Origin of the sequence: Pseudomonas sp. GM21 (assembly GCF_000282215.1) — a bacterium.
Classification (GTDB): Bacteria; Pseudomonadota; Gammaproteobacteria; order Pseudomonadales; family Pseudomonadaceae; genus Aquipseudomonas.
In genome coordinates this window covers 71,406-90,237 of sequence record NZ_AKJS01000016.1, presented here as the reverse complement: position 1 = coordinate 90,237, position 18,832 = coordinate 71,406, and the positions used below count along the sequence as shown (strand labels likewise).

Below are 18,832 nucleotides of genomic sequence, written 5' to 3'. Positions count from 1 at the left end.
TAAAGCCGCCACTAATTCGGTGACATTCCTGCCAACCCCCCTACGAAACCCGACAACCTCGCCTTGCGCATAATGATATGTATCATTAAGATATTTTTTCACCTGCCAGTACTGATTATTTCGATCCATACATGCCGGAGCATCGCAAAAAATGCCAAAAATAAATGTGATCCTGCGAAAGGAAGACCTCGATCCAGACTTCCTGTATGACAAGGTTGCCGTGGTCATCGACGTTCTGTTCGCTACCTCAACTATTGTCGCCGCCCTGCATAACGGCGCTAAAGCCGTCTATCCCGCCGCCAACCGACAAATGGCTTGCGACACAATAAAGGAACTGCAACCCGGCAGTTACATACTGGCCGGAGAGAACCACCTGCAAAATATCCCGGGTTTTGTAGGCTATTCTCCGCTCGCTCTGTCGCAAGAGCCAATAGCGGGTCGCAATGTCGTATTTTCCACTACCAACGGTACTGTCGCCCTGCGCAAGGCCGATACCGCCAAGCACGTTTACGCCGCCGCGCTGCTCAATGCCCCAGCCATTGTTCGACAACTCCAGACACACCAGGACAGCTCAATCGTGCTGGTTTGCTCCGGATCGGCCGGCCGAGTCAATCTGGAAGATCTGTACCTGGCGGGCTACCTTGTCGACCAACTGGAAATCGCGCGCCCAAGCCACTGGACCCAATCGGACACCTGTCATATCGCCCGTGCGGTGTACGGCCAATATCGCGATTCGCCACGCGGCTGCCTGATGCAAAGTCAATTGGGTGTTCGATTGCACGAACAAGACATGCTCGATGAAGTGGAATATTCGGCCCAGCTTGGGCTGCTCGACATCGTGCCGCGCATGCAAGGCAACTACCTCACTTGCTTTTGACCTGTCGAGAATCAGCAATGAACGATACTTTTCCACGTCACGGTGGTCGCCTGCGCCGCCTGATTGTTCTGCGTCAGGTGACGCCTGGACAGGTGGTTGGCTGGCTGGAGGATGACTTCCATCACTTTGGCGTGACCATAGAACACGACGGCATGCACATCACTGCCGTACGCATGGCCTCGCCGCGCACACCTTGGGCAACCTGTTCCGGAGCGCAGGTGCCTTTGCAGGCGCTCGTCGGCAGCCCCCTGATAAATCGCGCGTCGGACATCGGCGCGTTGATCGACATGCGCCAGCAGTGCACCCATGTCCACGATCTGGCAGGCTTGACCTTGGCGCATATCAAGCGCGGAGATTGCGAACGCCGCTATGAGATTACGGTCGAGGACCGGGAGGTTTTTGCCTGGAATGGCCTGCATCCGACCCTGGGTCCGACACGGGCTCGCATCCTGTGCGATGGCAAAGAAGCCATGTATTGGGAGGTAGACAATGACCGGATTACGGGCCCTGCCCCCTTTACCGGCCAGACACTGGAACGTGGTTTCCGCCAGTGGACCGAGTCGCTCCCCGAAGAAGCCGCCGAACAAGCAACATTACTGCGGCGCGCCATCCTTGTGGCCGGCGGCCGAACAATCGACCATGACCGATTCAACACTGCCGCCGAATTTGGTCAGCCCGCACTCTGTTTCAGCTTTCAACCTGAACGCAGCCACGAAGCTTTGCGCAATTACGGAGCAACCCGTGACTACGCGACCAACGCCGCGAACATGTTGATTAACGCGCACAAAATCCCGTAAAGCAGGAGCCTTGAGCCACCCTGCGGTGGCTCCGAAGGTTTAACCGGCCTGGAACAGGTCGGAAATTCGCATGTGCTCGAACCCCGCCACCCAGACTTTATTGGCACGCACCATATGTTTGCGCCAATGGGCTTCAGCACCATCGATGTCCCGCGCCTCAATCAGGGTGACGAGTTTTTCCTGGGACTTCAATCCGGTAACTGCCGCCAGAATCGAACTTTCCACGGGAATACTGCGACGCTGCAACGCCACAACTGCAGCCTGGTGCCGTGTGATCACCTCGTGCATCGCCCCCCACAGATGGATCAAGGGTTTATTACCCGACAGCTCCACGAGTACCTTGTGAAAGTGCGCGACTTCGGCAGCAAAACCTGCCGGATCCTCGATAAAGGTTCTCTCGCGCTCTATCGCCTCGCGCAAGACCGAGGGCGCGCGCTCAGCCGAATTCTCAACCACAAAACGGACTGCCGAGGGCTCGAATGCCATCCGCGCCTGGTAGACCTCCGCTACGGTAGTACCCTCGAACTGCAACACCATCAAAGCGTAATTGGCGATCAGCAACGGGTCAGGCGCATGGATGATGGCGCCGCCCTTGGCACCCCGGGCAACGGTAATCAGGTGCTCAGCCTCAAGAATGCGAAAAGCCTCACGAATGGTCGGACGCGAAACGCCATACTCCTCCATCAGCTTGCCTTCAGCCTGAAGCAGGTCACCCTCCTTGAGCTCACCGCGCACAATTTGCTTCTTGATTCGGCCGGCAACGATCTGCGGCGCCTTGGGAATATGCAGTACTTGCCGCCGCTCGCCCGATACCTTACCGCTCGAGAACGAAAACTCTTTCAAATCGCTCATGATCTCAGCCTTGAGTTAAGTAGACCGCGTTACGGCATAAACAGTTAATAATAAGCTGGATGATACACACTATAGCGATGAGTTAAACAAAAATCATAGCGCTTTTTCATTACCGCACAACGCGTAATAATGGCGGCCTTCAGGGCTTTTTTACGCCATCAACAGGTCCGCATGCGTTGCTGGACAAGCTAGCCTTATTGTGTATATGATTTATATGTTTATACAACAATTACGTTGCAGGGGCCTCCATGAATTTCGATTTCTCAGATGAGCAGCGGATGCTGCGGGACCAGTCCCGTCGCCTCCTGAGCGAAGTCAGCGACTTCCATACGGTGCGACAGATGCTTCAGGCGCAACAGTCGTTCAATTCCGATCTCTGGCAACAGGTCGCGGAGATGGGCTGGCCGGCAGTCGCCATAGGCGAGGAACAAGGCGGCCTCGGCCTGGGCATGCTGGAGTTGTGCGTGCTGGCCGAGGAGCTGGGCCGAACACTGGCGCCTATCCCTTTCCAGAGCACTGTGTTGTTGGCTGCAGAATTGCTCAAGTTCAGCGCAGCCCCAGAGGCGCAGGATTTGCTGCAGGCCATTGCCAGTGGCGAAGCTATCGTCGCGGCCGGCCTGGTTGCACCTGGACAATCCTGGGCTGATCAACCCATGCAGTTCGATGGCAAGACGCTCACCGGCCGCAGTCGCCCTCTGGCATACGCAGCCCAGTCTCATTACGCGCTTTTGCCAGCCCAGCAAGCAGGACGGCCGGTCATGGTCCTGGTCAAGCTCGGTGACGCCGGATTGCAGCCAGTGGCATTGAACAGTCCCGATGAAATCATCCCATTTGCCGCCTTGCAGGCCGACGGTGTCAGCGCTATTGGACTGCTGGCCGGAGCGCCGGCCATTGCCGCGATGCAGCAGGTAGTCGACCAGTCCGCCATTTTGACCGCATTCGAACAGATCGGCGGGGCAGAAGCAGCCTGTGAGCTGGCACGCAACTACGCTCTGGAGCGGCATACGTTCGGTCGCCCCATCGGCAGCTACCAGGCCATCAAGCACAAACTGGCCGATATGTCCGTGAAAATCGAACTGGCCCGCTCCAATGCTTATTACGGTGCCTGGGCCCTGCATGCCGGCAGCCCGCAAGAGCGAGCACTGGCCGCCGCCACCTGCCGCCTGAGCGCTACCGAGGCCTTCGAATACGCAGCGCGTGAATGCCTGCATATACACGGCGGCATTGGCTACACCTCGGAAGCCGACTGCCACTTCTTCTATAAGCGCTCGCGCTTGCTGGCCGTGACACTGGGCGAGCCTGGAGCATGGGTCGACCAACTGCTGTCGGATGCGTCCTTGCAACTGCTGAAGGCCCACTAAGGAGACGACCATGGATTTCAATGATTCCCCGGCTGAAGCCGAATTCCGTCAGCAGGTCCAAAGCTGGCTGCAAGACAACGTTGCCAGTGTATTGGGTGCCGACAGTCACCAGGACGCCGCAGCATTCACCGCCAATGCACGGCTCTGGCAGCGCAAAAAAGCCCAGGCCGGATATGCCGCCATCCGCTGGCCACGCGCAGAAGGCGGCCTGGATGGAACGCCGATGCAGGAAGTGATCTTCCAGGAAGAAGAGTCGCGCTATGCGGTGCCGACCGGCCCGCTTGTGACAATCGGCACGCAAATGACCATTCCGACACTGCGTACCCATGGCACCGCCGAACAGATCGAGCGTTTTACCCGCCCTACACTCAATGGCGACTTACTCTGGTGCCAACTGTTCTCCGAGCCCTCGGCAGGCTCTGACCTGGCGAATCTGCGCACCCGCGCAGTCAAGGATGGCGACGACTGGGTTATCAACGGGCAAAAAGTCTGGACTTCCTGGGCGCACGTCGCAGATTGGGGGATTCTACTGGCACGCACCGACTCCGAAGCGACGAAACACAAGGGCCTGACGTTCTTCCTGGTAGACATGCGCAGCCCCGGCGTTGATGTGCGGCCTATCGAGAATATTTCCGGCGAGTCCGAATTCAACGAAGTGTTCCTCACCGACCTGCGCATTCCCGACAGCTATCGCCTCGGCGCTGTCGGCGAGGGCTGGAAGTGCGCCATGACAACGTTGATGAATGAGCGCGTCAATGTTGGCGGTGAAAGCCAGGCACTGCCTTCTGTGGTCGAGCTGCTGGAGCAGATCGGCAAAAATGGCAGCCAGGTGACCCAGGATCGATTCAAACTGGCCAGCCTGCTGACCAAAGAGCTAGGGCTGCGATACTTTCGTTTCCGCTTGATGACATCCCTGTCGAAAGGCGAAACCCCAGGCCCGATTGCCGCCATGAGCAAGCTGGTCTACGCCAATGTTCTTCAAGAGCTGTCAGCGATAGCCCTGGATAACCTGGGCCTGGAGGGCATGACCGAGCAGCAGCCCGGCAGCCCGATGGCGCGATTCACCTACGGATACCAATGGGCTGCTGCACTGCGCATCGCTGGTGGCACCGACGAGATACTGCGCAATCAGATCGCCGAGCGAGTCCTGGGCATGCCGGGTGAAATCCGCGTAGACAAGAACATTCCGTTTTCACAGTGTCGCTGACAGCCAAAGGAAGTTTTTTGCATGAGTGAACATATCCGGGTCGAATGCCATCGACATAGCCTGACGATCACGCTGAGCCGCCCTGACAAATACAATGCCCTGACCAATGCCATGTACGACAGCCTGAGCGACACGCTCAAGGCTGCCGGCGACGACGATAACGTGAAGGTTGTAGTCATCACTGGCGGCCCGGATTGCTTCACCGCGGGCAATGACCTTGCCGACTTTCTGCAAGCACCACCCAAAGACCTCGACGCCCCTGCTTTTCGCTTCATGGCGGCCGTGGTCGCCCTGGACAAACCGCTGATTGCTGCAGTTTGTGGCGCAGCCATTGGCATTGGCACGACCTTGCTGCCGCACTGCGACCTGGTGATGGCCACCCGTGACAGCCGTTTTGCTACACCGTTCGTAAAGCTCGGTCTGTGCCAGGAATTCGCTGCCAGCCTGCTGCTGCCACAACGAGTGGGGCATGGCACTGCCGTTCGCCTGCTGCTCGGTGGCGAGAGCATCGATGGGGCACAGGCGCATACGTTGGGCTTGTGCACCCACCTTTTTGATCAAGGGCAGGAATGCCTGGCCTTCGCCAAAGACTATGCAGAGCGCCTGGCGACTGCCTCCCCTGCCGCATTGCAAACAGCCAAGCGCCTGATGAAAGCGCCGCTGCGAGATAGCGTGCTCGGCATCATTGAAGCGGAAAATCAAAACTTCATCGCTCGCCTGCAAGCCCCGGAATGCCGTCGGGCGCTGGAGGATTTCGTGAACAAACGTCGATGAATGGCAAACCTGAAGCTGCTGACACCTTTAAAATATAGACATATACGATTACAATCATATCTATCTTAAACCCCCACAAAAATAATCAGGGGATAACGATGAAAACGATTTTACGGTCGCTGCTGCTTTAGCCTGTCAATACCAGTGAGTGCCGCGAGCTCAGCCATGAACATGGCTGAGCCATCCGGCTTCGTTCAGGTTTGCGATGGGCCCAGGAACGCGCCCACCTACAAACCTGAAAGGCCTGCTGCTTTACGGCAAGACGTATTGGAGGCCGATATCCACTGGAGCACTGTGTGAAAACGACGGGATTTATTTTGTCGCTTTATCTTGGATTGGGCCTGTTAAGTCATGCTTCTGCCCAGGACATCGCTGTGGAACCCACCTACCAGAATCAAGCTGTGCAGGCCCAACACTTGCTTGCGCAAGCGGTTGACCGCTATCGCCAGGTAGGCGACAACGCATTGGCCGAATTCAGTCGTCAGGGCAAATTCATCCAGGGCGAATACTACGTTTACGTGATCGATACCCATGGCGTGATGCTGGCCAGCGGAGGTCCGTCAGCGCAGTATATTGGCCGCAATATCGCCCCCCCTGCTCGATCCATCATTGGGCCAGGCATTTACCAACATCCTGAGCCAACCTGACACCCAGGAAGTTCGCAGCCAGGAGTATCGCTGGACAAATTGGCAGGATGGCAAGACCGAACGCAAAATGGCTTATTACAAGCGTGTCGAAGACAAGGTCTTTGCCGTTGGCTACTACATGCCCCGCTCCAGCCCGAGCGCCGCGCAAGCTTTGCTCGACGATGCGATAAAGGACTTGAACAAGGCACCGGGCGATACGATTGCGCGTATCAATCAGTTGGACAGCCAACTGACTCGCGACGATTTATACATCTTCGTTGTTGATACCAGCAACCTGAAGATGGTCGCCCACGGTTACAACAGGCGCTTGATCAATACCGACTTACGCCATTTGACGTCGGTCGATGGCCAGCCGATCGGCCAACAGATGTTGGCCGTAATCAAGGGCCGCGACACGGCACGCATCAACTATCTGTGGAGTAACCCCGTCACGGGCAAACCTGAGCCAAAAGAAACCCTGTTGCGACGTAGTGGTCGCTACATCGTTGCGGTCGGGTATTACGCAGCCCCCACAGAAAACGCCAAGCGTTAGACCTGGATATCAGTCCTGGAGTAACTGGGAGAGCGTCATTTCTTCGTAACCACTGACCCAAGTCTTGTAGGCAGCCTGCATATGCTTGCGCCAGTGGATTTCAGCTCCATCCTCATCGCCGGCCTCGATCAACTTGATCAACTTCTCCTGCGAACGTATCCCAATCGAAGCATTGGCGAGAATGGCTTCAGAAGCCTGATTGCGTCGGTATGCCGACACCACCAGCGTCTGATGTCGCTCGACCACTTGGTGTATTGCCGACCACAAATGGATCAGTGGCCGGTTGCCAGACAACTCCACCAACACGCGATGGAAATTGGCAATCGTTTGCGCAAAGCCTAAAGCCTCATCCAGAGCTTCGCGTTCCTTGGCCAACGCCAGGCGCAGCGCATCAGGAGCAGTCTTGCGCGCGTTCTTTATCACAAGTCGCACGACAGTCGGTTCGAACGCCATTCGCGCCTGATAGACTTCGGAAACGGTGGTGCCTTCATACTGCAGAACCATCAGCGCATAGTTGGAAATAAGGTCTGGATCAGGCGAATGAACGACAGCACCACCGCGCGCACCACGTGATACCGTTACCAATCGCTCGGCTTCAAGAATTCGGTAGGCTTCGCGGATCGTCGGCCGGGAGACACCGAATTCTTCCATCAGCTTACTCTCGGCAGGCAGGAGATCCCCCTCCTTTAGCTCACCGCCAACGATCATCTTTTTCACGCGCGAGGCAACGATTTCCGGCGCTTTGGGAATATGAAGAGGCACCTTCTTGGCAGAAGACGAGGCAAAAGCGGGAGGCATATCGCTTATATTGTTCATGATTTAATCCTAATGGCCGTCGATCTTTGCATTCATTCTACTGATTACATCATTTAAATACAGTATAGGATTAACAATCTCCAAAAACCGACTTAAACCGCTTTTCCATGGCGAATAATCTTTCTTGAGCATCGGAACTTTCAGCTTTTGCGCTAACCATTGAAGATTTTCTGCTCTCTGCCCACCATTGAGCGGGTCGTGCTGAACAAGGATCCTGTCTCAGATTGCAGTAGCTGGCGCGACCAGGGCTTTTGACGCCCCCCCCCCCAGCGGCCCATAGACCTTCGCAAACACTACCTTGACCAAGAACCATGGCGCCAAGCCTCTTTTGCCGCCAGGCGTATCCAGCCGGTTCAGCCATACCACTTCCCGGGCACGATCCCAATAGCGGCATCAGCACTATTGCTTTTGTGCGTTCGCGGCAACTATCGCATCCATGGCCCGAATCGTATCCGGCCTGAAGTAATACACGGCGCGTACAATTTCCCCCTCGGCATTCATCGTGAAATGATCAATGGCGGTGAGATGGAACTGGCCATCCTGATTACTGCTCAACATACCGGCAATCTCCATGAAACACTCGATGAAACTCAAAGGGATAGGCTTGAGTGAGGCCGTGTACTATGCCGGAATCAAACTGATTGGTTGGAATCTGCTTACGCACGCCAATCTCCGCTGGGACGACTGGCTGCGCAAAAATTCCCGCACCGCCCCTTGGCTAACCGCTATCGAACACATCATCGTCACCCCTGGGATGCACAACACCCATCACGGCTGGGGCGGCCCCGACGGGAAGAACTACTGCAATTTCTCGATCATGTTCTCATTCTTCGACTGGATCTTCGGCACCCTGCACTGCCCTCAAGGCCGGCCGAAGAACTACGGCCTGCCGGGAGAAAATGCACACTGGGCCGAAGAGGTGTTTTACCCTTTTTACAGAAGCAAGAGTAAATCGCTAAAACACCAGGCGCCTGAATTGAAGGACGCCGTTGAGAGATGACATGGCGCCAAGCTTGCGGCGCGCGATCGTGGCAGGTCGATGGGGAAGGAAGTCCCTATCCGTTGTAGCGAGGTTCAGGCAAGGCAAAACAGGCGAGGAGCGGCCGGGGCCACGCTCGACTTTAATGGTTGTAAATGAGCATTCCGAGCCTGTTTTTAACGCTGCATGGGCGTCGCGCAGGCACTTTTCGTACAGCGCCTAAGCATGACTAACCCGGATCCCAGTACCGCGAAGGAATAGATCCAGGTCGGCCTCGCGCCGCCGTTGCTCGTCACTGCTGCTGCCGTCGTTTCCCACCCCTAGCAGCGGGCGCATGCCGCCGCCGGTAAGGATTATGAAATTGACCGCGCTCTGCTCGGGATAAGGACTCACCATTACCCCGGCAGCGACCAGTTGTTGGAAATAGCTGGTCAGGCTTTGCGTCAGCGTCGCGAGCATTTGCAGCCTGGAGCGTTGAACCAGTAAAGGCAGGCGAGATGCCTCAGCGACGATGGCACGGAAGACCTCTAGTTGGCGCGGCTGCCGCATCAGGTAATAGATAGTATCGGCTGCGCGCGTCAGCGATGCCTCTGGCGTGGCTGGGTCGAGCTCGATCTCCTTGAACGCCTGCGCAAGCGGCTCGGTGGTCTGGATGATCGCTGCTTCAAACAACTCATCCTTGTTAGCGTACCGGCGATATATCGTTGCCTTGCTGATACCGGCAACCTGCGCAATCTCATCAATCGTGGCACTACCCAACCCACGCGATACAAATATCGTCATCGCAGTGTCAAGCAAGAACGCGTGGCGTTTCTGAGAGAAACGAGCTGAAGCCTGCGGCTTGGAATGTACGTCCACCCTGCCTCCGTCCAAAGGGTTTGGCGAACATTGTAACCGGGTTGCTGCGCCGACGGGCTCAAAACCCCATGTGTAATTTCATCCACCAACTGATGCGATTGCTGTCCCCCTTTGCCGAACAATACCTCTGCAGTTCATCGCTTGACATGCAAGGGATTCCGAATCTAGAGTTCACATCGAAACTAATTCGTTTCGATAGGAGAAATCATGAAACTCGCAGATCTAGTGCACCAGGCAGCCCCCTTGATCTTAGGCGTCATGAGCATCACGTTCCTCGCGGAATTGATGACCGGCCGCCTGAAGCCACTGTGGAACAAGCGCGACATGCTGCTGACCGTCGTATGTTTTGCGGTAGTCACCGCAGTAACCCAGCCTTTGACCAGCCTGTTTTGGGCTTCGTCGTTAGCCTTTCTCCTGCCGGGTTTTGCCGGTGCGCTTGCCGAGGTGCCGGTGTGGCTTGCCTTCCCGTTGGTGTTGCTGATCGACGAATTCTGTTTCTACTGGGTCCATCGCGCCGCGCACGACATGAAGAAGCATCCTTGGCTCTATAAAATGCACCGCACGCATCACAGTGCCAATTTCATGAATCTGTCGGTGTACTTCCGGGTGAATGTGTTCTGGGTATTCGTCGTGCCCCATGCCTGGGTGATCGGCATAGCGCTCTATCTCGGCATGACGAAGGCGGCTGCGTTGACCTTGCTCACGGTAATGCTCTGGAACATTTTCACGCACAGCGATATTCGCTGGGATGCGCCTTTGCGCACCAATCGTTATCTGGCGCGAGCGCTGCGGATTTTCGAATCGGTCATCGTCACTCCCAGCATGCACCATACCCATCATGGTTACGGTAAAGATGGCATGAGCTATCGCAACTACGCCGTGTTTCTGAGCTTGTTCGACAAGATCTTCGGCACAATTCATCATCCAGTCGGGCGACCTGCCCGTTATGGATTGCCGGGTCAGGAAGCGAATTGGCTGGAGCAGGCATTCTTCCCGCTCGTGCAAGTAAACGCTCGCAAGCCCGAATCCGCTCGTGCGGTAAATGAGTCAACACCACCGAACCCACCACCCATTTAACAATGCGGGGGATGGTGTGCTGTCTCACAGGCTTATATACCGCAATGCTCATGTATAGCGCCGCCTGCAGCCTAACCGCCCCCCCCTGTTGCTACTGCCCCTTGGGCGAGTGCCGCGCGTTGATATGCAGGCATTGCCCTGCCATTCCTGAACTCAAATAAAAATCGGAGCAAAACATGCCCACACTGACCTTTATCGAACACAACGGCACTGAACATCAGGTCAAAGGCGAAGTTGGCCAATCGGTCATGCAGGCCGCCACCTTCGCTTCCGTGCCAGGCATTCCCGCCGATTGCGGTGGTGCATGCAGCTGCGGGACTTGCCATACCTATGTCGACGAGGTCTGGCTGAGCAAAGTGCCAGCAGCGGAAAGCATGGAGAGTGACATGCTCGAATGCGCCTTCGAACCCCGCGCTAACAGCCGCTTGAGCTGCCAATTGATCATTAGCGAAGCCATGGACGGCATGATTCTGCACGTCCCGTCTTCGCAACTCTGAATGCGCTTCACGGAGTTTTCATGACCCTAGCCTCAGTCGTTATTATCGGTGCAGGCCAAGCCGGATTTCAGGTTGCTACCTTCCTGCGTCAGGCAGGTTACGAAGGCAGTATCACCTTGATCGGAAATGAGCCCGGCCTGCCCTATCAGCGCCCGCCACTGTCCAAGGCGTATTTGCTCGGCAAGATCCAGGAAAACAATCTGCTGTTTCGCCCTGCCGAATTTTTCGCCACACAGCGCATCGAGTTGCTGCACGACACGGCTACCGCCATTGATCGATTGAACCGCCGCGTGCTCCTGGCCTCCGGCGCCGCTGTCAGTTACGACCACCTGGTATTAGCCACCGGTGCGCACAACCGGTCGCTGCCGGTTCCCGGTGCAGAGCTGGCACAAGTGTTCGGCATCAAAACCAAAGCCGATGCCGATGCGTTGGCGCCGCTCGTTAAAGAAGCGCGTGACGTGGTGGTGATTGGCGCAGGCTTCATCGGCCTGGAGTTCGCCGCGGTGGCTGCAGCCCTGGGGGCCAATGTCCATGTGCTGGAGTTGGGTGAGCGCCCCATGGCGCGTGCAGTCTCCCGAGAGATGTCCGAAGTCTTTCGCCAGTCGCACGAACAGTGGGGTGTGCACTTCGACTTCCGCCAGGGCCTGAGCCGCATTATTGAAGACAACGGCAAGGTGTGTGGCGTGCAAACCACCGATGGACGCACTTTACCCGCGGACCTGGTGGTGTTTGGCATCGGGGTAATCCCCAATGCGCAACTGGCAATCGAAGCGGGCCTGGATATCGAGAACGGCATCAAGGTAGATGCCCACCTGCTCACGAGTGACCCGCATATTTGCGCACTGGGCGATGTTGCCAGTTTCCCTTGCCAGCAAAACAGCGAGCAACATACCCGTCTTGAATCCGTGCAAAACGCCATTGACCAGGCTCGCGCTGTGGCCGCGCGCCTGATGGAAAAACCCTCTCCGTACAGCGCTCTACCCTGGTTCTGGAGCGATCAGGGTGACCTGAAGCTACAGATTGCCGGCCTCTCCCACGGCTACGACAGCACCGTTGTTTTGGGGTCTGCCAAGGACAAACAACTCTGCGTACTGTGCTTTCGCAATGACCGCCTGGTGGCTGTGGAGTCCTGCAATCGCATGGGTGACCACATGGCCGCCCGCAAGATACTTGCCCGCGCACCCAAGCTGACTGCGGCCGAAGCCGCCGTCGACGGCTTCGACCTGAAAGCCTGGGAAGCGGCCAACCGCGACTGACCTGCACCTTGAGCTACAAACCTGCAGCCGCGTTCTGCCCTGGTGCACATCGCGGCTTTTTTTAATACTGGAGCGTTGATGGCCGAAGGTGGCGAAGCCGCGGTCAATCACTGAGCCACCGCACAGCGTAACGTCCCTGGGCATATCGAATACTTGAACAAGGTCCGCTGGCCAACCCGACGACTATGGGCTACCTGCAGTGCTTTCGCAGTTCGTCCTCAATATAACGTATGCGCCAGCCGATCAAAGGTGATCCAATGAATCGGTATGCCATCGCTTTCATCGCTTCAGTAATGGAATTTGCGGGTTTGATGGCTATATCCCCGGACAAGACTGTCGAACAACGCAAAGCCCTGGCCGAGCGCTTTGCAAAGCGGCGCACCAGTGCCAGGGCGTCATCGATCCGGAACCCGATCCAGATATGCCGGAGCTTCCACGCAACGCCTGAATTGTTCAATATTCCAATAAAACAAGCACAAAGGAATTAGCCATGTCCCTGCAGCGCCAAACCTTTACCGGCTTCCAGAACCTGTCGCTTTGCGCCGATGTCGGCGGCCTTGCCGATGCACCCCCAGTGATTCTGCTGCACGGCGGTGGCCAGACCCGCCACTCCTGGGGCAGAGCCGCCAGGCGCTTGGCGCAAGCCGGCTTCCACACGCTGTCCATGGACCTGCGCGGGCATGGCGAAAGCGGCTGGGCAGCCGACGGTGACTACTCCACGGATGCCTTTATCGGCGATTTGAACGCCGTCATCGATACCCTTGAGCAACCTCCGGTACTGGTCGGCGCATCCCTGGGAGGCGCGACCGCGTTGTTGGCGATGGGCGAAGCTGCAACTGTCCGGGCAAGAGCATTGGTATTGGTTGACGTGGTACCGCGCATGTCACCTGAAGGCGTGCGGCACATCCGTGATTTCATGACGGGCAGTCCCGAAGGCTTCGCCAATCTCGATGAAGCAGCGGCAGCCGTGTCACGCTACATCCCCAATCGAGCAAAACCCGCCTCCAATGAGGGCTTACTAAAGAACCTGCGCCTCGAAGACGATGGCCGCTATTACTGGCACTGGGATCCGGCCTTCCAGGCCAATGGCGCCCGTGAGCGCCTGAGCGACTTGTACTCGCGCATGGAAAACGCAGCAGCCAGGGTCCAGGCACCTACCCTGCTGGTACGCGGTCGGCAAAGCGACGTCGTCAGCGAAGAAGGCGCTCGTCTGTTGCTGGAGTTGATCCCTCATGCCGAATATGTCGACATCGAAGGTGCCGGGCACATGGTCGCCGGCGATCGTAACGACGTCTTCAATGAGGCCATTGAGTCGTTCCTCCAGCGACTGGCGTGATCCAACCTTGTCATGAGCCCTTGACCAATCATCCACATCACAATAATAATTTAGATGTTTATTCATCCATGACATTCATCCGCCTTGCCGATGGATGTCGAGAGGGAGAGTGCGAATGACTTGGGAACATTGCGACAAGACCGCCATTGTCGGTGTCGGTGCAACGCCGTACTACGTGCGCGGCCAATCCTGGCCCCGCACCATCAACGAAATGATCGGCGAAGCAATACTCGGTGCCTGCGCCGACGCCGGGTTGTCGGTACGCGATATCGATGGCTTCGCCTATTACGGCGGCGCCAAGGCCGGCTATCTCGATACGATGGACACCGCCAGCATCATGGAAATGCTCGGCATTCCCGAAGTCACTTTCACCGCCACACTGACCGGTGGCGGCGGGGGATCAGCCGGGGCCATTGGCTTGGCCTCGGCCGCCATTATCGCCGGCGACGCCAAATATGTGGTCACGGTGATGTCCCTGCAGCAGCGCGCCCAACGCCTGGGAACAGTGTTCGCTGCACTCAAGCCCGACCCGGAAAACTCTTTCCTGCAGCCTTCCGGGCTGGTGGGGCCTGGGCATTTGATGTCGGTGCTTGCGCGCCGTCATATGCATTTGTATGGCACGCGTCGCGAAGCTTTCGCCGAAGTGGCCATCAACAGCCGCTTGAACACCATGAACCGGCCCAAGGCTATCCGCCGCACGCCACTGACCCTGGAAGAGTATTTCGCTTCACCTATGCTCGCCGACCCACTCTGCCGTCTGGATTTCTGCCTGGAAACCGACGGTGCGGTGGCAGTCATCACCACCTCTACCGAACGCGCTCGCGACTTGAAACAAAAGCCCGTACTGGTCAGTGCCGCCACGCACGGCGGCCGCGCTGAATGGGGGCGCGCCTTCGCCTGGATGGGTATGAGCGATGAGTATTTCGCCTCATCCGGTCACAAAGATGTCGCCAATCGCCTCTATGCCAAGGCAGGCGTCAAGCCGAGCGATATCGACGTAGCCCTGCTATACGATCACTTTACCCCGATGGTGATCATGCAACTGGAGGATTACGGCTTCTGCGGCAAGGGTGAAGGTGGCGCCTTCGTCGAAAGCGGCGCAATCCGCATGTCCGGTTCCATCCCCGTCAACCCGCACGGTGGCCAATTGTCCGAGGCGTACATCATCGGCATGACCCACATTCTCGAAGGCGTCGAGCAAATGCGCGGCACCGCCATCAATCAGGTCGCCGACGCCGAACTGGCACTGGTGACGGGCGGCCCGGCATCGATCCCGGTTTCCGGCCTTATTCTCAGGAGATCCGCATGAGCCAGCATCTGTCTCGCGCCCTGCCGGGCGAACATGTCCATATCACCACCGATCCCTGGACCGAACCCTTCTGGCTGGCGGGTCGCGAGGGGCGGCTGGTGGCCGCGCAATGTGGTGACTGCAAGCACTTTCGCATGCCACCCACGCCTTACTGCCCGCATTGCCAGAGCCAGAACACTCAATGGCCGACCCTGACCGGCACGGGCACTGTTTATAGTTATGCCGTGTGCAACCGCTCACCGTTCCCGGTCGTCGAAGACTTCGTCTACATTCCGATAGTGGTCGAGCTTGATGACGCCCCCGGCATTCGCCTGGTGTCAAACCTGGTCGGTATCGATCCGGAGCAGGTGAAGATCGGCATGCCGGTCAAGGTCGAATGGAACCCGATCAACGATGATTGGCAACAACCAGTATTTCGCGCCTGCTGATCAAGGCCCGGCGTCGCAGGACGCCGGGCTTGCCCGCCCCGTTGCCAGCGAAATGCCCCATGAGCCATGTGTTTCTGGAACGAAAGCCCACACATTGGACTGTCCGCTGAACTCGACAAAACCAACAATATTTTCAAGGAGCGCAACCGTGGAATACACGACCCTGTTGTTTAACATTTCCGACGACGGTGTCGGCACCATCACACTCAATCGTCCGGAAGCAATGAATTCTTTCACGCGGACCATGTTGCTTGAGTTCGATCATCTTTGGGCGCATATCCGTGACAATGACGAGGTGCGCGCGGTGGTATTGCGCGGCTCGGCCGGCCGGGCGTTCTCTACAGGTGCCGATGTCAAAGCCCATGCCACCGATCCCGTCGGCCATGCAGACAACCTATGGAATGCCCGAGATCCGGGGGAAAGTCTAGGCGCACGGTCGAACAAAGTCTGGAAACCAGTGGTGACTGCGGTTCACGGTTTATGCTGCGCAGGGGCTTTCTACTGGCTAAACGAGAGCGACGTAATCATCTGCTCGCAAGATGCACAGTTCTTTGATCCCCATGTTTCCTACGGTCTTGTTTGTGCCGTTGAACCCATCGGCATGTCCTATCGCCTGCCTTTGGGCGAGGTACTACGCATGTCCTTGCTGGGGAATGATGAAAGGATTGGTGCCGACACCGCATTGCGCATTGGGCTGGTGACAGAGATCACCTCGAATGAGACATTGTGGGACAGAGCCCATGAGCTGGCGGCAAAAATTGCGACTAAGCCACCGGCCGCCGTGCAAGGCACTGTGCGGGCAATCTGGGAGTCGCTGGATGTGCCACGCACAACGGCGCTGACACAGTCCTTGAAGTACACAATGATTGGCAACCCTGTAGCCCAGTCACAGATGGACGTAGAGGCCGCACGCAAGCAATCACGCTCGTTCGAAGTACGCTAAATGGGGTGCAGGGCCCGCAAGCCCTGCCTCTCGCATCACTATTTAAGGTAGTCGGGACTGCTTTCAGCCACCGCCTGGCGCACACTGCTGCGCAGATGGGCAATGACTTGTTCACGCGAAGAGTGTCCCGGATCACCGAACCCTTCGCGCAAGCGCATTCCCAACAAGCGATTACCGCCTAACAGGCATACCCCCTCCTCCTGCAGCACTGCCAGCAATGATTTCAGCTCATCCCGTTGCGGCTGTTCACCGAAGCGCAACTGGCGTGCGGCAATATTCATCGCATTACAGATCATCAGCGCCTCATGTTTGCGCTGCGGCGGCAAATCTCCAAGCAGGCGCTCACGCAACAACGCTTGGGCAGCTTCCAGTAGCTCGGCACCTTCGGGTCGCGTACGCATCAATCATTCTCCGTCATGTTGAGGATTTCCCATTCCAGCTTAGGAACAATGTGCCCCGTCAAAGCCAGCAACAACGAATCTTCTTCGCCCGAGAGATGCCGTTCGGCCTGTTGGATGGCAATGATCGCCCAGCGCACATGTGCCATGACCTCCCAATACCGAACCTGGTCGCGATCAATTCGCCGACCACTTTCAGCCTCATAACCTCGATAAAAGTCTTCTCGTTCGCCGATACCACCCGCCTCCAGAGAGGGCTGGCCAAAGCGCCAACAGCGTGCGCAGAACCAGCCGATATCCTCAAGCGGGTCGCTCCAGGCGGCAAATTCCCAATCGATGATGGCAGTCAACCCAGCCTCGTCGACCATGTAATTTCCGGTGCGAAAATCACGATGGGTCAACGCAATATCGCCACGCGGTGGAGCATGCCGTTCGAGCCAACGCAGGCCCCACTCCAACGTCGGATACGGTGTGCGGTAGTTGTCGAGAAAATGTCGAAAGTGCGCGATCAGATAATGGGCTGGTGCTTCGTCGTAAAGCGGCAGGAAGTCGAGGTCCTGACGTGGTGGGCGGATCGAGTGAATACGCGCCATCTCCCGACCCAGACGCTCCGCCAATTCACGTCGATCGCCACCATAACGTGAACCCTCACGCGCAATGAGGTGGGCACTGGCAGTGCCTTCCACTCGCCGCATAACGAAGAACGGCCGTCCCAGCACGGAACGGTCCTCACACAGCCATAATGGCTGAGGCACCGTAACCCCGGCTTCGAACGCCGCTATCAGCAAGGCGTACTCCTGGGCTCGACCGTGGCTGACCGATACCCCGGAAGGGGCGTCGGTACGAATCACCAGGCTTTGCAAGCCACGATAAGGCCCATCACAAAACTCGGCATCGACGCGCCAGTTTTCCTGGATAGCGCCACCTGATAGCAAATCTGCCAACTTTAACTCGACGCGAGAAGCCTGACCGACATCGGCCAGGTATTGCTCGATTGCACTGCGTGATTGAGCGTCCACCTTGTTCTCCTAAAGCCCGCTGACCAGATGACCGCCGTCGACGGCGAGAGTCGCTCCGGTGATATGTCGCCCCCCCTCGCCCACCAGGAGCAAGAGTGGGGCGTCGAGGTCCGATAACTCGCCGAAGCGTCGGCTTGGGATGCGTTGACGCAGGCGCTCGCCGGGTTCACTGACGAGAAACTCACGATTCAAATCAGTGACAACGTAGCCGGGAAGCAAGGCGTTGACTCGAATGCCATGACGCGCCAGCTCCAGCGCCAGGGCCTTGGTCGCCTGAATGACACCGGCCTTGGATATGGCATACGGCGCTACAGCTCCGCTGACCCGCTCCCCCAGAATCGAAGCAGTATTGACGATTACCCCGCCCTTACCCGCTGCGACCATGCGCCGTGCCGCCTCAGTGGCCACCAGCCAGCCACCCTTGAGGTTGGTGCCAATCACGGCATCGAAATCTGCCTCGGTTTGTGCAAGTGCAGGCTTGGTGACAGTAACCCCTGCGTTGTTGAGCACGATGTCGGGCACACCAAAACGCTCGACCACTTCATCGAAGGCGCGCTGAACGTCGGCACCATTACTCACTTCCAGGCGAACCGTCGAAACCTGGCCCGGGATATCGGCGGCCAATTCCACCAGCAACTCGGTACGACGCGCCGCCATCACCACATGCGCGCCTGCTGCAGCCAATACCCGGCAAAAGTGCAGGCCCAGGCCACTGGAAGCCCCGGTCACCAGCGCCAACTTGCCCTCCAGACCAAACAGTGTATTCAAGGCCAAACTCGCCATGGTCCTCTCCCGTGGTCACATTCGAATGACGGGTAGAGACCCGTCGGCTTGGAAAAATCATATCAATGAGTTATATGTTTAATCAA

Annotated in this window: 22 protein-coding genes; 15 read left to right on the top strand and 7 right to left on the bottom strand. The window is 57.4% G+C overall.

The window, feature by feature from the left end; all coding sequences use genetic code 11:
* The first annotated feature begins 151 nt into the window (after positions 1-151).
* Together PMI22_RS25190 and PMI22_RS25195 are read left to right on the top strand one after the other, a co-directional pair.
* Complete coding sequence (locus tag PMI22_RS25190; protein WP_007943233.1) at positions 152-877, top strand: 2-phosphosulfolactate phosphatase; 726 nt, start codon at positions 152-154, stop codon at positions 875-877.
* A 17-nt stretch (positions 878-894) separates the two neighbouring features.
* Positions 895-1,674 carry a DUF2889 domain-containing protein gene (locus PMI22_RS25195; protein WP_007943232.1) on the top strand — a complete coding sequence of 260 codons (780 nt, stop codon included), beginning with the start codon at positions 895-897 and terminating at the stop codon, positions 1,672-1,674.
* 39 nt (positions 1,675-1,713) lie between these two features.
* Here PMI22_RS25195 and PMI22_RS25200 read toward each other — a convergent pair whose 3' ends face one another.
* On the bottom strand, positions 1,714-2,526 hold the full coding sequence (locus PMI22_RS25200; protein ID WP_007943231.1) for a FadR/GntR family transcriptional regulator: 813 nt from the start codon (positions 2,524-2,526) through the stop codon (positions 1,714-1,716).
* A gap of 248 nt (positions 2,527-2,774) precedes the next feature.
* Here PMI22_RS25200 and PMI22_RS25205 point away from each other — a divergent pair, with 248 nt between their 5' ends.
* From PMI22_RS25205 to PMI22_RS31845, 5 genes are all read left to right on the top strand, one after another.
* Entirely contained in the window at positions 2,775-3,887 is a 1,113-nt protein-coding gene (locus PMI22_RS25205) for an acyl-CoA dehydrogenase family protein (RefSeq protein WP_007943229.1), read from the top strand.
* 10 nt (positions 3,888-3,897) lie between these two features.
* Positions 3,898-5,094, top strand: a complete 1,197-nt coding sequence (locus PMI22_RS25210; protein ID WP_007943228.1) for an acyl-CoA dehydrogenase family protein — start codon at positions 3,898-3,900, stop codon at positions 5,092-5,094.
* A 21-nt stretch (positions 5,095-5,115) separates the two neighbouring features.
* Positions 5,116-5,868, top strand: coding sequence for an enoyl-CoA hydratase-related protein (locus tag PMI22_RS25215; RefSeq protein ID WP_007943227.1), 753 nt, complete (start codon positions 5,116-5,118; stop codon positions 5,866-5,868).
* A gap of 296 nt (positions 5,869-6,164) precedes the next feature.
* A complete protein-coding gene (locus tag PMI22_RS31850; protein ID WP_007943226.1) occupies positions 6,165-6,515 on the top strand; it encodes a hypothetical protein in 351 nt (116 codons plus the stop codon).
* Entirely contained in the window at positions 6,478-7,047 is a 570-nt protein-coding gene (locus tag PMI22_RS31845; RefSeq protein ID WP_007943225.1) for a cache domain-containing protein, read from the top strand. The genes PMI22_RS31850 and PMI22_RS31845 overlap by 38 nt, the downstream gene beginning before the upstream one ends.
* A gap of 9 nt (positions 7,048-7,056) precedes the next feature.
* On the opposite strand, the gene PMI22_RS25220 is transcribed toward PMI22_RS31845, so the two are convergent.
* Both PMI22_RS25220 and PMI22_RS31245 read right to left on the bottom strand, forming a co-directional pair.
* Positions 7,057-7,863: a FadR/GntR family transcriptional regulator gene (locus PMI22_RS25220; RefSeq protein ID WP_007943222.1), complete on the bottom strand. Its 807-nt coding sequence runs from the start codon at positions 7,861-7,863 to the stop codon at positions 7,057-7,059.
* A 399-nt stretch (positions 7,864-8,262) separates the two neighbouring features.
* On the bottom strand, positions 8,263-8,436 hold the full coding sequence (locus tag PMI22_RS31245) for a hypothetical protein (protein ID WP_157214400.1): 174 nt from the start codon (positions 8,434-8,436) through the stop codon (positions 8,263-8,265).
* 10 nt (positions 8,437-8,446) lie between these two features.
* Here PMI22_RS31245 and PMI22_RS25225 point away from each other — a divergent pair, with 10 nt between their 5' ends.
* Positions 8,447-8,863, top strand: a complete 417-nt coding sequence (locus PMI22_RS25225; protein ID WP_007943220.1) for a sterol desaturase family protein — start codon at positions 8,447-8,449, stop codon at positions 8,861-8,863.
* Positions 8,864-9,061: 198 nt separating this feature from the next.
* On the opposite strand, the gene PMI22_RS29905 is transcribed toward PMI22_RS25225, so the two are convergent.
* A complete protein-coding gene (locus PMI22_RS29905) occupies positions 9,062-9,700 on the bottom strand; it encodes a TetR/AcrR family transcriptional regulator (RefSeq protein ID WP_007943219.1) in 639 nt (212 codons plus the stop codon).
* Between the two features lie 207 nt (positions 9,701-9,907).
* On the opposite strand from PMI22_RS29905, the gene PMI22_RS25230 reads away from it, so the two are divergent.
* The 7 genes from PMI22_RS25230 (at position 9,908) to PMI22_RS25260 (ending at position 16,546) form a co-directional block, all read left to right on the top strand.
* Positions 9,908-10,777 carry a sterol desaturase family protein gene (locus tag PMI22_RS25230; RefSeq protein ID WP_007943218.1) on the top strand — a complete coding sequence of 290 codons (870 nt, stop codon included), beginning with the start codon at positions 9,908-9,910 and terminating at the stop codon, positions 10,775-10,777.
* Between the two features lie 176 nt (positions 10,778-10,953).
* Positions 10,954-11,274 carry a 2Fe-2S iron-sulfur cluster-binding protein gene (locus tag PMI22_RS25235; RefSeq protein ID WP_007943217.1) on the top strand — a complete coding sequence of 107 codons (321 nt, stop codon included), beginning with the start codon at positions 10,954-10,956 and terminating at the stop codon, positions 11,272-11,274.
* Positions 11,275-11,294: 20 nt separating this feature from the next.
* Positions 11,295-12,530 carry an NAD(P)/FAD-dependent oxidoreductase gene (locus tag PMI22_RS25240; RefSeq protein ID WP_007943216.1) on the top strand — a complete coding sequence of 412 codons (1,236 nt, stop codon included), beginning with the start codon at positions 11,295-11,297 and terminating at the stop codon, positions 12,528-12,530.
* Positions 12,531-13,020: 490 nt separating this feature from the next.
* The gene (locus PMI22_RS25245) at positions 13,021-13,866 is read left to right on the top strand and encodes an alpha/beta fold hydrolase (protein ID WP_007943215.1); all 846 of its coding nucleotides are present in this window, start codon (positions 13,021-13,023) and stop codon (positions 13,864-13,866) included.
* Between the two features lie 115 nt (positions 13,867-13,981).
* Positions 13,982-15,175, top strand: coding sequence for a thiolase C-terminal domain-containing protein (locus PMI22_RS25250; protein ID WP_007943214.1), 1,194 nt, complete (start codon positions 13,982-13,984; stop codon positions 15,173-15,175).
* Positions 15,172-15,603: a Zn-ribbon domain-containing OB-fold protein gene (locus PMI22_RS25255; RefSeq protein ID WP_007943213.1), complete on the top strand. Its 432-nt coding sequence runs from the start codon at positions 15,172-15,174 to the stop codon at positions 15,601-15,603. The genes PMI22_RS25250 and PMI22_RS25255 overlap by 4 nt, the downstream gene beginning before the upstream one ends.
* Positions 15,569-16,546: an enoyl-CoA hydratase/isomerase family protein gene (locus PMI22_RS25260; RefSeq protein ID WP_202949203.1), complete on the top strand. Its 978-nt coding sequence runs from the start codon at positions 15,569-15,571 to the stop codon at positions 16,544-16,546. The genes PMI22_RS25255 and PMI22_RS25260 overlap by 35 nt, the downstream gene beginning before the upstream one ends.
* A gap of 38 nt (positions 16,547-16,584) precedes the next feature.
* On the opposite strand, the gene PMI22_RS25265 is transcribed toward PMI22_RS25260, so the two are convergent.
* Genes PMI22_RS25265 through PMI22_RS25275 form a run of 3 tightly spaced genes read right to left on the bottom strand, consistent with a single transcriptional unit; the run spans position 16,585 to position 18,746 of the window.
* Positions 16,585-16,947, bottom strand: a complete 363-nt coding sequence (locus tag PMI22_RS25265; protein ID WP_007943211.1) for a DUF6285 domain-containing protein — start codon at positions 16,945-16,947, stop codon at positions 16,585-16,587.
* A complete protein-coding gene (locus tag PMI22_RS25270; RefSeq protein ID WP_007943210.1) occupies positions 16,947-17,963 on the bottom strand; it encodes a phosphotransferase family protein in 1,017 nt (338 codons plus the stop codon). The genes PMI22_RS25265 and PMI22_RS25270 overlap by 1 nt, the downstream gene beginning before the upstream one ends.
* A 9-nt stretch (positions 17,964-17,972) precedes the next feature.
* Entirely contained in the window at positions 17,973-18,746 is a 774-nt protein-coding gene (locus tag PMI22_RS25275) for an SDR family NAD(P)-dependent oxidoreductase (RefSeq protein ID WP_007943209.1), read from the bottom strand.
* Positions 18,747-18,832: the final 86 nt, after the last annotated feature.